This window comes from uncultured Sphaerochaeta sp. (genome assembly GCF_963676625.2).
GTDB lineage: Bacteria > Spirochaetota > Spirochaetia > Sphaerochaetales > Sphaerochaetaceae > Sphaerochaeta.
Window position 1 is genome coordinate 131,992 of record NZ_CAXXYB010000013.1, and the last position, 20,576, is coordinate 152,567.

Genomic DNA, 20,576 nt, shown 5'->3' on the forward strand with positions numbered 1-20,576 from the left:
CTTTTTCTGTACCATTTTAAAAGCTACATTGAAGGTTATGATTATGCATTGCAAGGCAATGCATACGTTTTTTATTGGAGGCCGTATGTCATTTGAATCCATAGCAACCACTCTTGCAGAGTTGAATATAGTATCTATCATTGTCCGGTTGCTCCTTGCCACAGTATGCGGCGGATTGATTGGCTTTGAACGAGAACGCATGAGAAGGACTGCCGGCTTACGTACGCATATTCTTGTCTGTATGGGATCGGCCTTGGTCATGTTGGTAAGTCAATACATCTTTACCCGGTGGCAGACCGGAGACCCCCAACGTATGGGGGCACAGGTCATCAGTGGCATTGGCTTTCTCGGCGCAGGAACTATCATGGTAACTGGTCGTCAACAAGTAAAGGGATTGACTACGGCAGCAGGGCTCTGGACTTCAGCCTGCCTTGGACTGGCCATAGGTATCGGATTTTATTCGGGAGCACTGATTGGCTGTTTGTTTATCGTATTGGTGGTAACAGGGATGCACCGAATCGATGACGCAGTGGTAAATAGATCCCCCATTACTCGTTTGTATGTTGAACTGGCTCCTAACGGACGGTTCAGCAAACTGTTCAATGACCTCAAGAAAAAGGAATGGGTGGTTTCAAGCTGGGAGGTCATGGACATCGAAAAGCGAAATGATGTGGGAATGATTGCCGTACTGACTCTCAAGACAGGAAAAATGACAGACCATCAGATGGTCTCGGCAGAAGTCAGCGCATGTGAGGATGTTGCCTTCGTAGACTTGATCTAGAGCTGTTTTCCTTGCAAGGAAAACAGCTATTCATTCTCTCACTTTCTGGGTTTTCAATACTTGAAAAGCAAAAACTCTCTGGATGTTCGATAAAAAAACCTTGTTGATGACTATATCAAAGGGTACCTTGGATCAAGGATATAAAAAACTTAGGCTACGGATCTCTGATAAAATACCGTGATTCCATAGCCTAATCATTAATGGTTCAAACTGGATAGAGGCAATTGCCAATAGGATTCGGCCCAATCCCTATCCAATGAAGAATCCATAATAAAGGCGATAGGTCTCATATATATCATATTTAGAGCAAATTTCCAAAGGAGAATGCATGCTAAGCAAGCAAGGACCTGCATCGACGCAATCCATTCCGTATCGAGATAAAAATTGCGCTATTGTCCCTCCACCACCTATTCCAAGACGAGCCAACGTACCAACTTGCCAAGCAATGGACTCCTTCAAGATGATAGACCTGATTGTCTGCATGAACTCTGCACTGGCTTCATTGCTCCTGAATTTACCAGAACCTGCAGCACCATACTTCTCAACGACAACTCCACTACCCAAGAAAGCACTGTTTACTTCATCAAATTTCTCAGGAAAATTAGGATCAAAAGCTGTGGTCACATCTGCAGATATCGCCTGGGCCTGTTCCAGAAGATCATCAGCATCATAACAATCCTTGGTACCAGTTTCGCTAGGATCCAAATGCCGTACATATGCCCGTATGAAGTTTCTGAGAACAAAGCTTTGGGCCGAGGTATCCCCTGTCGAAGCCACTTCTTCCTTATCAACAAAGAAGCAAATGGAAGTTTTTTCATTGACCTCGCATCTCAGCAAAGCCATCAAGGATGTATAGACACAAACACGATCATCATGTCCATAGGCACCTATAAGCGAACTATCAAAACCGATGTCAACCGGTGCATTATGAGGAACAAGACAAAGGTCAGCACACGTAAAGTCTCCAGGTTCAATACCATATTTTTCTTTCAACAGCGAATTAACCTTATTGATAGCATTGTCTTGAGAACATGATTTATCCAGACACCCTACGACTGCATTTAATTGAGCGACATTAAATCCTTCTGACATGGGCTGTTTCATTTGGGCGCTTGCAATGTGAGGAGGAATATCAGAAATGGAAAAAAGAGGTTCTCCTTCATTTTCACCAATTGACAGCTGGACTTCCGTACCATTTTTGAGCATGATGATCCCCTGCAGTTCCAAGGGGGTCGTCACCCATTGGTAAGGTTTGATCATTCCATAGTCATGAAGAGAAACAAGCGCCAATTTTCCCTTTTCAAAAAATGGCTGGGGTTTTAAATCAAGTTTGGGAGAATCCACATGACTCCCAATAATTCTCAGCCTTTCGGGATGGGTTCCCACAACTCCGGCCAGTACGGTACGTCCCTTCACCACCTTATAGAACCGAGATCCAGCTGAAAAATTTTTAAAGCTGTCCATTGGTTTGAATCCAGAGGCTTCCAAACGGTTTATGATTTCCTTTGTACAAAGCCTTTCTGTTTTTGAAGAAATGAGAAAATCCTTGTAATCTGAAAAAAATACCTTGTTATCCATGATTCTTTTTCTCCTTGCAATTATCAAATTATTTGATTTATTGTCAATTTTTTTCTTTTTTCTATATATATGTAAGTTATTTTTCATACTTATCCATATACATTGCAATATTCTATATGTATTTCAAGAAAATATGGAAGATAGTTTATGCAAATACTTGTATATTTTATTAATATTTATGTATATTAAGTAAATATTTTTACATCAATCTTAACAGGTAAAGGAAATCACAATGAAAAGAACGTTGACAAAGAGTTGTACGGTTTTGGTACTTGCCTCTGTTCTGTTTGTTTTTGCCTCGTGTTCCGGCAAAGACGAAACGAATACCGCAAGCATACCAACAAACAAGACTACGGTTTCTACAGCAGTTGATGCAAAGCAATTACCAGAACTTGCTAACCAAATCATTATTGGACGTTTGGGTGATTCTGCTTATCTTGACCCTAATGCACCAACCGTAGGAGGATCTGAAGTAACGGTAACCCAGCAGATTTATGAAGGATTGGTTACAGTCAATGATGATGGAACAACCATCATTCCTAATTTGGCAACGGACTGGACAATCAGCGATGACGGTCTCACCTACACGTTCAATTTAAAACCAAATGTAAAATTCTCTGACGGTACCCCTGTTACCGGTGCCGATTGGATTTGGTCATTCCTTCGTGCCCGAGACTTGAAAACCTCGTCCTACCGATTTATCGCTGAAGAAATCAAAGATGTGCAAGCAACTGATTCCCAGGTCATCGTTACCCTATCTTATCCCTGGGCTCCTTTCCTTGCTGATTTGTGCTGCTTTAATATGGTAGTAGGTTCCAAATCATACTTTGACAAGGTCGGAGAAAGCGCCTACCAACAGAATCCACTTGGAACTGGACCTTATCGTTTGAAGGAGTGGAAAAAAGAAAACTATATTTTGCTGGAAGCAAATCCCTATTATCATGAAGAGGGACTCCCAAAAACAAAAGAAATCAAGTTTTCGGTCATTCCCGACGACAATACAAGATTAATGCAGTTGCAGGCCGGACAGATTGACATTGCAAATGACATTCCCTTCACACTTATCAATCCAATCCGTGCAGACAAAAAACTGGCGGTAGAGATTTTCCCCTCGACACAGATCAGATATTTGATCCTCAACACTACATTGGCTCCGTTCAATGACCCTAAAGTTCGTGAAGCACTTTCCTATGGCATCAACAAGAAAGAAATCTCGGATTTGGTTGCCGGGGAATATGGAGCGCCTGTTGCTGCTTTGGTTTCCGAATCTGAAGGCAAATGGCATAATTCCGATTTAAAAGTTATCGAATACAATGCGGATAAGGCAAAGAAAATGCTCTCCGATGCAGGGTATACTGCACCTATCCCATTTACCATCAGCGTTTACTCTGGGTCTGCTATCTATGAACAAGTTGCAACACTATTGAAATCCGAATTGGATAAAGCCGGATTCGCAGTTACCATCGAAACGCTGGAACGTGCAAGTATTTCCCAGAAATATACAACCTTAAGTCACCAGGCAACTATCTTGCAATGGGTTGATGACATCACAGATCCTTCAGGAATAACAGGGTGGACGGTAGATTATGACCAGTGCGATGCTTGGTATACCGGCCTTAAGGACCAGGAACTTGAAGACTTGAATAAAGCAGCCAGCCAAGAACTTAATGAGTCAAAGCGTGTGGAAATGTATCATGAAATCCAGAAACAAATTTATGACAATGCCAATGTCATTCCACTTTTCCGCAATGGTTTTGCCTATGCCTATTCAAAAAATATATCGGGTTTGCATGTTAGCCCCTTCTCTGTGTTCTTTGCCAAGAACATCACAAAAACAAAATAAGAAAAATCAGCATTTGCGTCCTTGCACAGGATATCTGACACAGATTTGATATCCTGTTGCAAGAATTTCCAGAATGGCAACAAGCCGAAGAACTAAATAAAGGGAAAAGGATCATGAACCAGCTAAATTACATCATAAAAAGAATCCTTCAGATAATACCAGTACTTTTTCTTGTTACCATTCTTATTTTTCTAATGATCCGGCTCGTTCCCGGAGATCCTGCACGCCTTATGCTGGGAGAAAAAGCAACAAATGAGGCCGTAGAGGCATTACGGGGAAAGCTTGGATTGAACCAATCCCTTTTCACTCAATATTTAAATTATGTAAAAGGATTGATATCCCTCAATCTGGGAACTTCCCTCACCTACCAGCGGCCTGTAATACAACTTCTCAAGGACCATCTTCCCGTAACACTCTCATTGACTCTGGCTTCAACTCTTTTTTCCTTGTTGATCAGTTTTATCCTTGGCTATTTCGCTGGCATGCACAAAGATAGCTTAGGAGATCAAATTGTCCGTGGTACTACATTGGTGGCTATAGCCATGCCATCCTTCTGGATTGCATTGTTACTTATGATTCTGTTCGGGGTCAAATTGCGATGGTTGCCAGTCGGTGGATGGGGAGACGGCTTTATAGGACATTTCAAATCACTCATATTGCCAGCTTTTACCCAATCGCTCATGACTTCCGCCCTTCTTATCAGAAACATCCGAAATTCTGTAGTGGAGATATCTGTCATGGATTACGTCAATTTTGCCAGAAGCAAAGGGTTGAAAGAACGGACGGTAAGAAACAGCCATATACTTCGCAATACGTTGATATCGACTGTCACGTTGCTTTCCATGCGTATAGCAGGAATGCTTGGTGGTAGTGTAATCATAGAAACCGTTTTCTCACTTCCAGGAATAGGAAAACTCATGGTTGATTCCATTTTCGGACGGGACTATGTGGTAGTACAAGCACTGGTTTTCCTTTTTGCCTTCATCGTCTTGATAATCAATCTTCTGACTGATTTGCTATATTCATTCCTGGACCCTCGGGTAAAATTCTAAAGGTGGTATCATGATACGGAAAATCAATACTCAAAGAAAAACAAGAATTCCCCATAGCGCCGTAATCCCTGCGTTGGTTTTGGGAATGGTAATCGTTTTTATCGCTATTCTCATTGCGTTTTTCCCCCAATTGTTTACTCATCATGATCCACTGGAAGTAAATACCTCAGCGCGCATGGAAGCACCGTCTTCACTCCATTTTTTTGGCACAGACAATTATGGCAGGGATATTTTTTCCCGTGTTATATATGGCACGGCAATCGATTTGAAAATTGGTATATTCGGAATGCTGATCCCTCTGGTCTTTGGAAGTATTCTTGGCCTGTTTTCTGCGTTCTACGGAGGATTCCTTGACAACCTCTTGATGAGAATAATCGATATCTTCATGGCCTTTCCCTTTACCGTCCTAGTCATTGCCATCATGACAATAATGGGACCAGGAATCCAGAACGTCTATTATTCACTTTGGCTTGTCGGTTGGGTTTCCTACGCGAAACTTGTTCGAGGAGACGCTCTTTCGGTAAAGAACTCTGAATACATTCAAGCTGCCAGGGTATCAGGTTTTTCCGACAAACGAATCCTATTTAGACATATCCTTCCCAATGTCATCAGCTCTTCCATTGTTTTTGCAACATCAGATGTCGTCTTATGCATGCTAACCGGAGCAAGTATGAGTTTCCTTGGATTGGGAGTCCAGGTACCTACCCCAGAGTGGGGAGCCATAATGAACGAAGGGAGACTCTATATCAGTTATGCTTGGTGGATAACTTTTTTCCCTGGGTTATTCATGGCTATCACAGGAATTGGGTTCAGTCTCATTGGAGACAGTCTTACCGACATCATCAGAACCAAAGGACATTAAAACACTATGAATAAAATACTTGAAGTTAAAGATCTGCGAACCTATTTTTTCACCAACACGGGTACGGTCAAAGCCGTTAATGGTGTTAGTTTTTTTGTCTGCAAAGGAGAGACCTTTGGAATAGTCGGGGAATCAGGTTGCGGCAAAAGCCAAACCTGCCGGGCAATTCTTTCGCTTATCAAGAAACCCGGTAAAATTGTCGGGGGAGAAATACTTTACAAAGGACAGGATATCATAAAAATGTCCCAAGATGAGCTTCGCAGGATACGCGGCAAAGAGATGAGTATTATCTTCCAAGAACCGATGACATCATTAAACCCCGTATTGACTATTAAAAAGCAAATGTTTGAGGCTTTCTCCCAGACCAACATGACCAAGCAAGAAAAACTACAACGTTCCATTGAGCTCTTGAGACTGGTAGGAATACCTTCACCTGAAAATCGCATCAACGAATATGTCCATCAATTCTCAGGAGGAATGAGACAACGGGCGATGATTGCAGTAGCCCTTTGTTCCCAACCTGAATTATTGATTGCTGACGAGCCCACAACTGCCTTGGACGTAACAATCCAAGACCAAATCATTAAACTTCTTGCAAAACTTAAACAAGAATTGAATATGAGCATCATACTTGTTACCCATGATTTAGGAGTAGTAGCCCAGATGTGTGACAGAGTTGCAGTAATGTATGCAGGCATCATTGTTGAATTAACCGATACAACAACTCTTTTTTCCAAGCCCAGACACCCTTATTCCTATGCCTTGATGGGATCACTTCCTGACCAGAGCAAGATTGGCTCGGATCTGGAAGTTATATCCGGTTCTCCTCCAAATCTGGTTGACATGCCTTCGGGGTGTCCCTTTGCACCTCGATGCAAATATGCAATCGATATTTGTTTGAAGAAACTTCCAGAGTTGGTGGCTATAGAAAAAGGTCATTTAACCCGGTGTCATCGCCTGGAAATAGTATCCAAGTTCCCAGGAATCATTGCTGATACAACTACCAAAAAAAGCAGAGGTGATATTGATGCCTGACCAAAAGACTATCACTACAGAAGAAACAAGAAACGAAAAAAAACCTACCGTTTTATTGGATATCAAGGATTTATGTATGTGGTTTCCGTTGAAACATTCTCTTTCGGATGTACTCAGGAGAAAACCTAAACGGTACGTAAAGGCAGTTAGCAACGTCAACCTGATAATCGAACAAGGAGAAAGTCTTGGATTAGTGGGTGAATCAGGCTGTGGGAAAAGCACATTGGCAAAATGCATTATCAGACTTTATAAGCCAACAAAAGGCTCAATACTACTCAAGGGAAATGATATCAGCAATTTAGAAGGTTCTGACCTACGAAAAAAGCGAACAATGATGCAAATGATTTTCCAGGATCCCTATTCCTCCCTGAATCCCCGGATATCAGTCTATGGTATTTTGGCTGAAATTCTTTCCGTTCATAAAATCGTTCCCAAGAACCAAATCCCCGGAAAGGTTTCGGAATTACTTACTATGTGCGGGCTCTCAATGGATATAGCCACCCGTTTTCCAGGAGAGTTCTCTGGTGGACAGCGTCAAAGAATAGGAATCGCAAGAAGTCTTGCTGTTTCACCAGAAATAATTCTGGCTGATGAACCTGTTTCAGCCCTTGATGTTTCCATCCAGGCACAAATAATCAATTTACTTTCTCACCTGCAAAAGGAATTACATTTGACAACACTTTTTATTTCCCATGATTTGCAACTCGTTCGTTATATTACCAACAGGGTTGCCGTAATGTATCTGGGAAGTATTGTTGAATTGGGTGAAACAGAACAAGTATTCCAGAATCCCTATCACCCCTATACCTCGATATTGATCAAAGCGGCCCCTGTGCTTGACCCTTTGGATCGTGACAGGGAATATTCCATTATCGGAGAACCTCCCAGCCCGATTGATATACCTTCTGGATGTAAATTTCATTCTCGTTGTCCGTTTTGCCAGTCAAAATGTACAGAGCAAGACCCTCCTCTTTCCAAAATATCGGAAGGCCGGTTTGTAGCCTGTCACTACCCATTGACGAATACTGTCAGGGATTGAGACAATGTACAAATGGATTGCCTTGCTATTGGTATTTTACTTTCGGATATTTTTAAGGAGGTATTTTTATGGTACGAGAAAAAATTCGCGAAACATTATCCAACATGTCTCCTTCTTTCAATCATATAGCGATTTATATTATCGACAACTATGATGAGATTGGCTTTACTTCAGTAAATGATTTAAGTAAAAGCATCGGGGTCAGTAATGCATCACTGGTCCGTTTTACCCAATTCCTCGGCTTCAAGGGCTACAAGGAATTTCGGGAGGCTGCACAGGCAGAAGTTAAAAATAAACTTAACAAAGATTCCCAGGTGGTTTTGAATGAACTTGACGTGCTCCCTTCCACAATACAGTTGCAGAAACTCTCTGAAAATGAAATCCACAATCTCTCGAAAACCCTCAAGGATATCAATGTACAGATTCTTTCGGAAATGGTCCAAAAAGCGTACGCATCACGAAGAATCTTCATCAGTGGTTTTGGTGTAAGCCGGAATATCATGCAAATCTTTGAATATGCGTTGGTAAGCATGCAAATTACCGATGTAGTCAGTATCACGGGGTCCATTTCCGATTACAATCCACGCCTTCATTCACTTGGAAAGGAAGACAGCCTGTTTGTCATGACCTTACCCCCCTATTCCCTTGAAGCAATCCATGTAGCCAATTTTGCGAAGAAACAGGGCGCTGAAGTATTCTTGTTTACGGATTCCCCAGCTTGTCCGATATATTCCATTGCCACGGCTGTCGTCCGTTGCGAAAACAATTCATTGTTATTGACGAATTCATATGTTGGAATGGTGGCCGTAATACAGGTTTTTATAAACATGTTACTGATAAATAGCAAAAAGAATCTGCTTAAAAGCATGAAAACGGTGGCAGAAGATGAACAGCGTGGATATAAATTCATGAAATCGCTAAAGGATACAATTTGATGAAAATTTTTATTTCTACCGATATGGAAGGAATCGAAGGAATCTCTTCCTGGAACGAAATGGATAACGTGAGCCAAGGAGCAAACTGCACTTCCTTGCTCAAACAGGAATTGAACTGGATCATTGATGAAATATTCCGGTTGGAAAAGGAAGAAAAAACCTTCAGCATTGAAGAAATCTGTATCTGCGATTCTCATTCACGGGGTGAAAACCTCGTCTATGGATCCTTTGGAGACAAGCGTATAACCCATATAAAAGGGTATCCCAGACCTTTCTATATGATGGAAGGCTTGGATGCATCATTCGATCTGGTATTTCTGATTGGTTATCATGCAAGTATTGGCAGTAAAAATGGAATGATGGACCACTCTTACTCTGCATCGTGTATTTACAATATCCGCCTGAATGGCAGAAATGTCGGGGAAGTCGAAATCAATGCCTATTTTGCAGGGCTCTTTGGAGTTCCCATCGCATTGGTAAGCGGGGACGATATTCTGGAAAAACAACTCCAGGATTTTTTCAAGGTTCCCTATGTCAGGACAAAGGAAGGGCTCGGCCGTTTTTCCGGGAAGATGTATTCTCCTGAATTACTGCAACAAACGTTTCAACAGCAGGTGCAAAAAAGCCTCCGCAACAGGAATAATCTTGAAATAAAACATATTTCAGAACCTATTCTCCTGGAGGTGGACCTTTCCTCAACCGTGGTTGCGGATGCTGTATCCATTGTCCCTGGAATTACCCGCATATCAGGAAGAACAATTTCTTACCACTCAAAAGATTATTCAGATATTTTCCGCATGATTCTCACTATAGCCATGGTAGGTGGACGTTTTGCTCAATATTCATGACCTACCTTAGTATGCATCTTTACGCGAAAAACAACCAAAAGACTACTGATTATAAGCATTTATTTTTGCAAGGAACTTATCCAGAGCCGGTTCTTTGCATTTGAAAGGAGTCGCAAGTTATGTATTTATCAAATGTTACCTGGCCAAAGGCCGAGCAATACTTCAAGCAATCCGATATGGTAATCATTCCTATCGGTAGCATCGAATGCCATGGGAGACATATGCCCCTCGGTACCGATACCATGATTCCTGACAAAATCCTTGAATTGGTCGAAAAACAGAACGATCATGTCATGATCATCCCTACTATTCCCTATGGGGCCTGCGAAAGCCTTTGGCCCTTTCCTGGTACAATCAATCTAGGATCCGATTTGCTCTACCAGTTGGTAAAGCAAATAGTAATGAATCTCAAGCGCCATGGTGCCAGAAAATTCCTTGTACTCAATGGACATGGAGGAAACATCAAAGCTTTGGAGCGCATTGGACTTGAACTGGACAGCCAAGGTTGCATGATGGCTTTGCTTAACTGGTGGCAGAATGTCTGGGAAATGAATCCCTCCTGGAAAGGCGGACATGGAGGCGGCGAGGAAACCGCCGCTGTTTTGGCTATCGATCCAGGCCTGGTCGACAAGACCCAGATTGAGCTTCCCCTTGAAATGAAAGATGTGAGCGCCACTATCCTGGCTTCAGGGTTCAATACAGTCAAATTCAAGGATGTCACCCTGACTATCCCACGTTTGACCAACCATATCACCGATAATGGATGGATTGGAACTGACCATCCAAAATATGCCACCGAGGCATGGGGTACTGAAATGTTACAGGCTATGGCCGACTATATAGTTTCATTTATTGAAGAATTTGAGAAGGTAACACTTTAATGGACAAATTAAGAACAATCGAAAGGATCAGGAAAATCAGTGATGCAAACGGCATCAGCGGTTTTGAAGATGAGGTTCTCTCTGTCATCCGTGAGGAAGGCAAGGATTTGGGCAATTTTGCAGAAGATAGGATACGTAACCTGTATCTCTACCGCAAGGAAAATATTGAGGGACAACCGGTTGTCCAACTGAATGCCCATACCGATGAGGTTGGTTTCATGGTCAAAGCCATACGTCCCGACGGGATGCTGGAATTCATCACTATCGGTGGCTGGATACCCACCAATATTCCTGCCCACAGGGTAAGGGTCAAGAATCAAGAAGGAGTATATATTCCGGGACTGGTTGCCAGTAAACCACCTCATTTTATGACAGAGGCGGAAAAAAAAGCTCCACTGGAAATTGCCAACCTTGTAATTGACATCGGAGCAGTCAGTGCCGAGGAAGTTATCAACGACTACAGGGTAGGCATTGCAGCCCCGGTAGTACCTGAAGCAACTTATTCCTATGATGAAAAACATGATATCCTATTGGGAAAAGCCTTTGACTGCCGCATTGGATGCGTCTCTATCCTTTCTACCTTGGAAGAACTGGAAGGAGAGAAACTCAAGGTAAACCTGGTAGGCGACTTTTCCAGCCAGGAAGAAGTGGGAACCCGCGGTTCCATTGTCAGTGCCAATACCATCAAGGCAGATATTGCCATTGTGTTCGAGGGATGTCCTGCTGATGATACCGTGGTACCTGCCTACCAAGCCCAGACTTGCTTGAAAAAAGGCCCTATGCTCCGTCATATCGACTCCAGAATGATAACCAATCCGCGTTTCCAGCGCTTTGCCCTCGACTTGGCAAAAGAATACAACATTCCTGTACAGGAAGCAGTACGAAGTGCCGGATCTACCAATGGGGCTCCCATTCATCTGTCCAATGACAGCATTCCTTGCATCGTCATTGGAGTTCCTGTCCGTTACGCCCATACCCACTATGGAATCAGTGCCTACAGTGATGTAGAAAATGGAATAAAGCTTGCCATCGAGATTATTAAAAAGCTGGACGAATCGATAATCAGAGGTTTCTAGGATAAAAAGTCGTATCAAAGGTAGGTATACCCAAAAAGGGTTCCTTGAGGAGGAGCACAGTTCTCAGACGGTATATATCTGGGTGCTGTGCCCTGCATAATTTCCATGTATACTACTCCGTTGCAAAAAAGGAGTCAAAGGCACTGTATACGGGCTCTTTATTTATCTATTTAAAACACGGGAAAAGCCGGAGGCAAGACTTTATTTTCCAGCTTGCCTGGAGTATTTGACCGTATAGACAAACCTCATCAATCGAGAATCCAGAGAGTTGATCGGTTTTATGTTCCCAAACAAGGAAGAAGCAATCTGAGCTTTACTATTCTTAGTGAGAATGGATGCAACAGCCTCAGCATCACCTAGTGTTCCACCACAGCACAAGGCTCCCCCATGGAGCAGGAAAACTGCATTGCGTCCAGATAAACCCTGCAACAAGGCACGCTTTTTCCTTGGATCAACCGTTTTTACCGATACCCCAACAATCTGGGCAAAATCATCAAGTAACGGATACCAGGTTTTTCCTGTTTCACAAAGAGCAAGCACGGAAGAATCATTGACATGGATGATACAAGAGATATCAGGGCGCGAGGCATACACTCTTTGATGCAAGACAAGTTCCTCATTGCCAAGCACATCTTGTTCAACTTTGCTGCCCTTTTGGTCGAAAAACACTAGGCTCTCACCTTCTCGTCTGCTCAGGCAATAAGAGACTACGTTTTGGTTTTCTGCCTTCAGATGAAAAGCAGAGCGGAAATATTTTTCAAGCAGGGAAAAATCCTGTGTCTTTTTCCCTGTCCTTTGAGTACAGGTTGCAAAAAGATAGTCCCTGCACACCGTCTCAAGTTCCTCGGCCACCGAGAAAGCTTCATCCAGATCCTTACCTAGGCAAAGTGCTCCATGATGGGCAAGCAGGATTGCCTTGCCCGGAAATTTTGCAAGGGTATCGGAAACTCCTTTGCAAAGTTTCTTGGTTCCAGGCAATCCATAGGGAGCTGTGGGAATCTTTTCCTTGATCACCTGATAGCTTTGTGGATTGGTAAGGGGAATTTCCTTACCCAGGATTCCCGCCATGGAGGCAATATTCTGATGTGTATGGATGACAAAGTGTATATCCTTGCGCAATCGGTACGCTGCGGCATGGATACCTTTTTCGGAAGAAGGCTTTACCGTCCCTTCATAGTGAAGATCGGCTATGGTTACCAAAACGATATCCTCAATTTGCAACGACTCATACAGTCGGCCACTTGGGGTAATGACAAATTGCGTGTCACTGACCCTGCAACTTACATTCCCCCAGGTACGCGCGATCAAGCCCGAGGCTACCAATTGCTTACCCGCCTGTATCACCAATTCCTTGGCTTGCAAAATATCCATGGTTCCTCCTGTATTAGACAATTACAGCAACTTCCTGAAATACACGCTCAAAAGCAGACAAAGCTTCCTTGATCATTTTTTCATCATAGGCAGCACTTGTGTACAACCTACTTCCGGCCAACGTCACCAGACCTTCAGCCATATACGCAGCTCCCATGTATTCCATTTGCTTCTTGCGAACCGATGTTGCCTCGATGACTGCCGGGATAGTCCAGATTTTATGCCAATTCAGACTGAAATGCATGGCACCCACTGTTTCCAGATGGCAGATTGAACCTTGGTTGTAAGCAACAAAGGGAAGATGATATGTATCTATCAGCTGTTGCAATCCCACTGTAAGAAGATCACCCATTTGTCCAGCTTTCTGGCAAGCATTCGTCCGCTCGATTTCCTCCAGGGTATAGTAACCTGCCACACAACTGATAGGGGTTGCCGCCATGGTGCCTCCCACCAAGGCCTTATGAATTTTTTCCCCTGCCTGGATCCCTGCTGCAAGGTATTTCATATACTGCTTCTTGCCACCAAGTCCGCCTGCCCCAGGATATCCTCCGGCAATGACTTTGCCAAAAACAGTCAGGTCAGGTGATACGCCAAAATACCCTTGGGCCCCGGCCATTCCGATACGGAAACCTGTCACGACTTCATCAAAAATCAACAAGGCCCCGTACTTATGGCAGAGTCGTTCGACTCCCTTGTTAAAGTCCTTGTCCACGGGGCGGGTTCCGCTCTCGGGACCTACCGGTTCGATCATGACAGCCGCAGTACCTCCGCGTAGTTGATTTGTCCTGAGCTTCCTCTCCAAATCCTTCAGATCGTTCGGAAAGAATTCCTGGGTATGCTTGAAGACAAAGGACGGAACACCATGGGCCTGGGTAGCCTTGGAACCAGGAATACGGATGCCGTAGGCAAGCTGGTCGCTCCAGCCATGATAGGCTCCCCCCATCTTAATGATGTTTTTCTTCTTGGTTGCCAGACGGGCTACCCTTATGGCAGCCATACAAGCTTCCGAACCTGAATTCAACATCCGGAACATCTCCACGCTCTCAATGCTGTCACACACTTTCTTGGCGATTTTATATTCAAACTCATGGAACAACCCCGTGGAAGGACCGCCATTATTGAGCAACTCAATGACTTTTTCCCGTACCTGGGGAGGATTTGAACCCAATACAGTAGGTCCTCCTGCCTGTAGGAAGTCAAAATAGGTATTGCCATCGATATCATACAGATATCCACCCTCAGCCTTCTCGATTACCAAGGGAAACGGATGGTTGAAGGCCAGGTTGTGCTGGACTCCCCCGGGAATTACTTTCTTTGCCTCTTGGATAAGTGCCTTTGACTTTGCACATTTTTTGTCAAAATAATTCTCTTCATAGTTCTTGAGAACCTCAGGCTTTATGCTGTAGATAGGTTTTTTTATCAACTCATCAAGTTGATGAGTCACCTTTGCTGCATCAGGATACTGGGAAATTGCATATCTATTGTCCATTTTTTTCTCCTTCATGGTCTATTTTATTTTGATTCCAATCCTTGAAATTGGTCATCTGTTCATTCAATGCATGCTTTTCTAGCCATTGGTCGTGAATTCATGGAAGTACGGTAGATGATGAACCTGTTCACGCAAAACTCGGTTACCAGATTGATGACCATGGTTCCTCCGAGAACTACATAATCAGGCCAATTGATAGATACCAGGGCATTTCCCCACCACGTGGACAGGGGAGTGAAAATCAGATAGTAGAGTCCCAGTTGCGCCATCGCCCTTGGAATGTTGTTGGAACTTTTAAATGTAAACCGTCTATTGACCGTGAAGTTATAGACGACACTTGCAATAAGTGCGATCAGATAACTGGGCCAATAAGGAAATTTGGCAAGTTCTTCCAATAAGGCAAATACAAGAATCTGGATAATTCCTGCGCTGATCGAGAAAAGGACAAATTTGAAAAATTGTATGGCATTTTGTTTTCCGGTCAAGGCTTTTGTTTCTACTTCGATCATATGATCCTCCCTTGGTTCATGAGGGCAAAGTTTTTCTTGTTCGCTTTGTACAGTTGCTTGAATACGTGAAAATTCCTGTCATATATCGCTTTATTGTCAGAATTCGGGTAATAGGTACCTGTGACAGGGACCATTCGGCTTGCCATCTGTACCGTGGACAATTTTCCGAGGCCCATGCCGACAAGCAGGGCAGCACTTATAGCTCCTACATTCTGGGGATTGTCGATGGTCTCTATCGTTCGTCCAAGACAGTCGGAAAGAATCTGACAGGTAACGGGAGAGAGGGCTCCCCCTCCGACAAACCGTATGGTATTGGAGGTCTTCACCCTTTTTTCCTGGGTCTCCAGGAACCAACGCATATGGAAGCAGACCCCCTCGGTGACAGCTCGTATCATATCGGTTTTTCCCGTGTCTAAACCAATGTTGAAAAAGATTCCACGAGCGTTGGGATCCTCAAAAGGACACCGGTTTCCATGCAACCAAGGAGTGAAGATTACTCCATTGCTACCTGCAGGCATATCCTTGATAGTGGAAGAAAGATACTCATACAGATTGGTGCAGACAGATTCATCGGATTCAATAACGGAAGTCTTTTTCAAATAGATATTTATCTCATCCAAGGCAAGATGGTCCTTCACCCATTCCAAGCACTTCCCTGCTGTCTCCAATTCCGAGAAATAATTGAAATGCCCTGGTTGGAAACTGACTATTGCAGCTGTCATGGAAGAGGAATCAACAATGCTCTTTTCCACTACGGTAGAGAGCCAACCTGAGGTACCCATATAAATATAGCTGTCACCAGGCAATACGGCTCCCGCTCCCAACCCTGTAACGGCTGCATCCCCCCCACCGCCAAAGACAGCAGTGCCGGCAGCCAACCCAAGCTCTTGGGCTGCCTGCGTAGCTACCCCCCCTACATTATCGGTTGACTGTACAATAGTAGGTAGATGGGCCATGTCGACCTGAAGCATGTTGCAGATGCTTTTGCTCCATCTCTTTTGCTTGGAACGGATATCATACAACAAAGTGGCAAAGGCGGAATCCTCTGTCATGATGAAGGAACCGGTCATCCGGCATATCAGGTATTCCTTTACATCAAGCCACTTATAGATTTTTTTGAACAATTCTGGTTCGTTGTTTTTCACCCAATGGTATTTCCAGACAGGATCCTTGACACTCAGTGCAACAGCGCCTGTTATGGCAATGGATTTCAACAGTTTGCCAACATTGGCTCCTGCAATCTGAATCCCGTGGGCCATTCCTTTTCGAAGCTCATCCACTGAGCGTTGATCCATGTAGCTCATTGCCCGTCTGACAGGTTTCCCTTCCTTGTCAACAAGAACCAACCCCTGCATCTGGGAACAGAAGGATATGCCCTTTATCAACGAAGGATCAATCGTGGTTTCTGTTAGAATATGGCGGGTAGTCGTGCACATGGCATCCCACCATTCCTGGGGATCTTGCTCCACTCCTCCCTCACCTGTCAGGTATAGTCCATACCCGCACAAAGAAGATGCAACTAAGATAAGAGTCGACGACAATTGGAACAGACAGGTCTTCACTCCAGTCGTTCCAACATCATAGGTAATGACATACAATGGGTTTTCCATGGTCAGACCTCTGGATTGCTTGGATTTATGCTCAAGGGACGCTAATCCCTACACAAAGCTATCGTGAAGATGGAAGCAATAATGCCGAGGCAATGAATTTCATCGTCTCTTCGACGACAAAATCATCACGTTCCAAAATGTCGGGGGCGACATACAATTTGAATCGCTCCCTAAAATAGTCACTGGCATAGGAAAACTGGAGATTCATGAGCAGGCTATCAAACAAATAGGCCGCCATCGCCGGATCGATATCCGCTCGTATTTCCCCGGTTGCCTGCCCATCCTTGATGATCTTGGTATAGGTTGCCGCCGAGATTGATTCAATGCCAAAGGAAATTTTCTGCACCAATTCCGCGTTCCCCACTGCAGTCATTTCGCTATATAGCTGTATCAAGTCGCTTTTTTCCCGTGAAGTCTTTTGGACGGCACGTATGACCTTCTCAAATTTCTGAGTTACGCTGATTGGCAAATCTATGATTGCATCAAGGGTTTCCCCAAGAATTGCTATTCCTGTATGGATGGTCATAAGAAAAAGGTCTTTCTTTGAAGCAAAGTACTTGTAGAGGGAACCGATACTGATGCCTGCCTTCTCGGCTATTACATTGATGTTTGTATTTTGAAAACCATTGGTGGCAAATTCCTTGGTCGCAACTTCCAGGATATGGTCTTGTTTTTCCTTGGGAATTTTATTAAAAGTGGGTTTATTGAACTTTGTTTCGCGGCCAATGACTTCCATTTATAGATACCTCCCTACAGGAAAATGCTAATGAGTGAGCAGTCACTCACACAAACGATAGTAGCACACGTTTTTTCATAGTGCAACATAATTGATACTGTATTTCTTATGGGTAGCAAAACATATGACAATATCTATAAATAATGGACAAATATGTGCTATAAAGAATCTCTTTGCAGACGAAGCAAGACTGTAAGGGAAAGCTTCTTCGTTTCCTTTGCAAAAATGATCACTAAATGGAAGGTTTGTTTCATTCTTTGCTCGTTGCATATTCCAATTAAGAAATAGAGGATCCTGCAATCCAGTAAAATATAAGCCTCTTTCATTTTTCAATACCCACATTCCTGAAATTAAGGATATACTACTTGCTACGTATACATGGAATAACCAAGGTATACCTATTTCATTGGAGGTAGCATGTCTTTGGAATATATACAAACCACTCTTGCCGATCTGAATCTCCTATCCATTATCGTTCGGTTGTTTCTTGCAACGATCTGTGGTGGCTTGATTGGTTTTGAACGCGAGCGCACAAGAAAAACCGCGGGGCTTCGTACCCACATTCTTGTCTGCCTGGGTTCTGCCTTGGTAATGTTGGTTAGCCAATACACCTTCACCCGTTATCAGACAGGCGATCCTGCCAGAATGGGAGCCCAGGTCATCAGTGGCATAGGTTTCCTCGGGGCAGGAACGATCATGGTAACCGGGCGTCATCAAGTAAAGGGACTGACCACGGCTGCCGGCCTTTGGGCATCGGCATGCCTGGGACTGGCAATAGGTATCGGGTTTTATTCAGGAGCTCTGATCGGTTGCATATTCATTGTCCTGGTGGTCACCGGGATGCATCGGCTTGATGAAGCAGTGGTAAACAGATCTCCCATTACCCGTCTCTATGTTGAACTTGCCCCGGGGGGACGATTCAGCAAGCTTTTCAACGATCTGAAGAAAAAAGGTTGGGTTGTATCCAACTGGGATGTCATGGATATAGAAAAGCGAGAGGATGTGGGAATGATTGCTATCATGACGCTCAAGACAGGAAAAATCACCGACCATCAACTGGTGGCAGCAGAAGTGAGCAGTTGCCAGGATGTTGCGTACGTCGACTTGATCTAGCTCTTCTAAATGATGGAGGTTCCTCTATCAAACCATTGCGCGTATGAGTGAACGAACCTGCAAGATAGCAGGAGGGGCAACCGACAATTCATCAATTCCCATTCTCACCAAGGATTCAACCATCAGGGGATCTGAGCCAAGTTCTCCGCAAAGGCCTACCTCGATACCCTCTTTATGACCATTTGCGATGGTCATGCGTATCAGAGCGAGAACAGCAGGATGATAGGGGTCGTAAAATCTTTCCAGCTTCTCATTCTCCCGGTCCAAGGCCAAGGTATACTGGGTAAGGTCATTGGTACCCAGACTGAAGAAATCGACTTCCCGGGCCAGTTGGTCACTGATCAAGGCAGCAGCGGGGGTTTCGACCATGATTCCCTCGGGGACCTCCCCAAAGGCAATTCCTTCTTTTTTCAGCTCTTCCTTGCTTTCCTTGACAAGGGCTCTGGCTTCCCGTACTTCCTGTACCGAGGTTATCATTGGATACATGATGGAAAGATTGCCAAAGGCACTGGCACGCAATATTGCCCGAAGCTGGGTCTTGAACAAGGTGATGTCAGACAGGCATATCCGTATGGCCCTAAAGCCCAAGGCCGGATTATCCTCAGGATCGATATGAAAATACCCCGCCTGTTTGTCTGAGCCTATATCCAGGGTTCTTATGATTACCTTTCGCCCCTTCATTTTCTCCGCGACCTCTCGATAGGCCTGAAATTGTGATTCCTCACTCGGATAATCAGTAGCATTCAAGAACAGGAATTCACTTCGGAACAAACCGATGCCCTCGGCGTCGTTCGATAAGGCCGAGACGGCATCCTTCGCATTCCCGATGTTTGCAAATAGCTTAATGGATACCCCACTCTTGGTAATGGTCTGTTCACCCCTGACCGACTCGAGCAATGTAAGCTGTTCTAAATCCTTGTTCTGACGCTCATGCATCTGCAAAAGCATTTCATCATCAGGATCAATATACAAGACACCTTCATATCCATCCAAAATGCACATTCGACCATCCCAGGAAGGATCCACGGCAATTCCGGTCAAGGCAGGAATACCCATGTTCCTTGCCAAAATGGCCGTGTGGGAACTATGGGAACCCAATCGGGTAGCAAACCCCAAAAGCATACTGGGTTCAATTTGCATGGTTTCACTGGGAGAAAGATCCTCAGCTACGAGGATTGCAGGCTCTTTCAGGATCGAGGAGGAGTCCTTGACATGGGAAAGCAAGGCGATCAGACGCCTAGAAACATCGTTGACATCAGCAGAACGCGCTTTCATATACTCGTCATCCATGGCAGAAAAGGTCTTGGCCAGCCGGTCTCCCGTGGTTTGCACTGCAAATTCGGCGTTGACATGATTTTTGCGTATCATATTCTCTACGGATTCACAAAAATCAGCATCCTCGACCATCATCTGGTGAATTTGAAAAATGCTTGCATCCTTTTCTCCAGTCCTGATAATGGCAGCTTCATACAATTGTTGCAATTCTTTGTTTGCCTGCTTCCTTGCCTTTATATAGCGGATCAATTCTGCTTCTTCGTCTACGATTACTTGCCGGTTGACCCGATAGACACAAGGAATATGGAAGACAATTCTTCCGATGGCAATTCCCTTTACGGCAACCTTGCCGACCAGACGTTTCATTTTTCTATTCATTATATCCATTCTCCAGAAAAACACGTAAACAAAGATATCGTTACCCGTACAGTCGCACTTGCACTACCAGGGTGGTTTTCCATTCTTTCGGGGTCTCCTATGCTCTTGAGATTCTGCATGGCATTGAATAAAGTACTATTTCTTTTCAAAATTTCACAGTAAATG

General features: G+C 44.0%; 18 protein-coding genes. 11 read left to right on the forward strand and 7 right to left on the reverse strand.

The features are described from left to right. The first annotated feature begins 85 nt into the window (after window positions 1–85). Complete coding sequence (locus ACHZBG_RS16995) at window positions 86–781, forward strand: MgtC/SapB family protein (protein ID WP_320130657.1); 696 nt, start codon at window positions 86–88, stop codon at window positions 779–781. Between the two features lie 249 nt (window positions 782–1,030). Here the strand turns inward: ACHZBG_RS16995 and ACHZBG_RS17000 are convergent, their stop codons facing one another. Beyond that, window positions 1,031–2,359: an aminopeptidase gene (locus ACHZBG_RS17000; RefSeq protein WP_320130658.1), complete on the reverse strand. Its 1,329-nt coding sequence runs from the start codon at window positions 2,357–2,359 to the stop codon at window positions 1,031–1,033. Between the two features lie 232 nt (window positions 2,360–2,591). Between ACHZBG_RS17000 and ACHZBG_RS17005 the strand changes: the two genes are divergently transcribed. From ACHZBG_RS17005 to ACHZBG_RS17045, 9 genes are all read left to right on the forward strand, one after another. Further along, window positions 2,592–4,202, forward strand: a complete 1,611-nt coding sequence (locus ACHZBG_RS17005) for an ABC transporter substrate-binding protein (RefSeq protein WP_320130659.1) — start codon at window positions 2,592–2,594, stop codon at window positions 4,200–4,202. Between the two features lie 113 nt (window positions 4,203–4,315). Beyond that, a complete protein-coding gene (locus ACHZBG_RS17010; RefSeq protein WP_320130660.1) occupies window positions 4,316–5,254 on the forward strand; it encodes an ABC transporter permease in 939 nt (312 codons plus the stop codon). Between the two features lie 10 nt (window positions 5,255–5,264). Then, window positions 5,265–6,116 carry an ABC transporter permease gene (locus ACHZBG_RS17015; protein ID WP_320130661.1) on the forward strand — a complete coding sequence of 284 codons (852 nt, stop codon included), beginning with the start codon at window positions 5,265–5,267 and terminating at the stop codon, window positions 6,114–6,116. Window positions 6,117–6,122: 6 nt separating this feature from the next. Further along, entirely contained in the window at window positions 6,123–7,151 is a 1,029-nt protein-coding gene (locus ACHZBG_RS17020) for an ABC transporter ATP-binding protein (RefSeq protein WP_320130662.1), read from the forward strand. Further along, window positions 7,144–8,190, forward strand: a complete 1,047-nt coding sequence (locus tag ACHZBG_RS17025) for an ABC transporter ATP-binding protein (protein WP_320130663.1) — start codon at window positions 7,144–7,146, stop codon at window positions 8,188–8,190. The genes ACHZBG_RS17020 and ACHZBG_RS17025 overlap by 8 nt, the downstream gene beginning before the upstream one ends. Before the next feature lie 68 nt (window positions 8,191–8,258). Continuing rightward, window positions 8,259–9,125, forward strand: coding sequence for a MurR/RpiR family transcriptional regulator (locus ACHZBG_RS17030; RefSeq protein WP_320130664.1), 867 nt, complete (start codon window positions 8,259–8,261; stop codon window positions 9,123–9,125). Next, complete coding sequence (locus ACHZBG_RS17035; protein ID WP_320130665.1) at window positions 9,125–9,973, forward strand: M55 family metallopeptidase; 849 nt, start codon at window positions 9,125–9,127, stop codon at window positions 9,971–9,973. Before ACHZBG_RS17030 ends, ACHZBG_RS17035 begins: the two co-directional genes overlap by 1 nt. Window positions 9,974–10,092: 119 nt before the next feature. Next, window positions 10,093–10,854: a creatininase family protein gene (locus tag ACHZBG_RS17040; RefSeq protein WP_320130666.1), complete on the forward strand. Its 762-nt coding sequence runs from the start codon at window positions 10,093–10,095 to the stop codon at window positions 10,852–10,854. After that, window positions 10,854–11,930, forward strand: coding sequence for a M42 family peptidase (locus ACHZBG_RS17045; protein WP_320130667.1), 1,077 nt, complete (start codon window positions 10,854–10,856; stop codon window positions 11,928–11,930). The genes ACHZBG_RS17040 and ACHZBG_RS17045 overlap by 1 nt, the downstream gene beginning before the upstream one ends. A gap of 201 nt (window positions 11,931–12,131) precedes the next feature. On the opposite strand, the gene ACHZBG_RS17050 is transcribed toward ACHZBG_RS17045, so the two are convergent. Genes ACHZBG_RS17050 through ACHZBG_RS17070 form a run of 5 tightly spaced genes read right to left on the reverse strand, consistent with a single transcriptional unit; the run spans window position 12,132 to window position 17,645 of the window. Further along, entirely contained in the window at window positions 12,132–13,301 is a 1,170-nt protein-coding gene (locus ACHZBG_RS17050; RefSeq protein WP_320130668.1) for a class II aldolase/adducin family protein, read from the reverse strand. 13 nt (window positions 13,302–13,314) lie between these two features. Then, window positions 13,315–14,790, reverse strand: a complete 1,476-nt coding sequence (locus tag ACHZBG_RS17055; protein ID WP_320130669.1) for an aminotransferase class III-fold pyridoxal phosphate-dependent enzyme — start codon at window positions 14,788–14,790, stop codon at window positions 13,315–13,317. A gap of 59 nt (window positions 14,791–14,849) precedes the next feature. After that, on the reverse strand, window positions 14,850–15,299 hold the full coding sequence (locus ACHZBG_RS17060) for a GtrA family protein (protein WP_320130670.1): 450 nt from the start codon (window positions 15,297–15,299) through the stop codon (window positions 14,850–14,852). Further along, complete coding sequence (locus ACHZBG_RS17065; protein WP_320130671.1) at window positions 15,296–16,909, reverse strand: FGGY-family carbohydrate kinase; 1,614 nt, start codon at window positions 16,907–16,909, stop codon at window positions 15,296–15,298. Before ACHZBG_RS17065 ends, ACHZBG_RS17060 begins: the two co-directional genes overlap by 4 nt. A gap of 58 nt (window positions 16,910–16,967) precedes the next feature. After that, entirely contained in the window at window positions 16,968–17,645 is a 678-nt protein-coding gene (locus ACHZBG_RS17070) for a TetR/AcrR family transcriptional regulator (protein WP_320130672.1), read from the reverse strand. A gap of 417 nt (window positions 17,646–18,062) precedes the next feature. On the opposite strand from ACHZBG_RS17070, the gene ACHZBG_RS17075 reads away from it, so the two are divergent. After that, window positions 18,063–18,758: an MgtC/SapB family protein gene (locus ACHZBG_RS17075; protein ID WP_320130673.1), complete on the forward strand. Its 696-nt coding sequence runs from the start codon at window positions 18,063–18,065 to the stop codon at window positions 18,756–18,758. A 27-nt stretch (window positions 18,759–18,785) separates the two neighbouring features. Here the strand turns inward: ACHZBG_RS17075 and ptsP are convergent, their stop codons facing one another. Beyond that, on the reverse strand, window positions 18,786–20,411 hold the full coding sequence (gene ptsP, locus ACHZBG_RS17080; RefSeq protein ID WP_320130674.1) for a phosphoenolpyruvate--protein phosphotransferase: 1,626 nt from the start codon (window positions 20,409–20,411) through the stop codon (window positions 18,786–18,788). Window positions 20,412–20,576 lie beyond the last annotated feature (165 nt).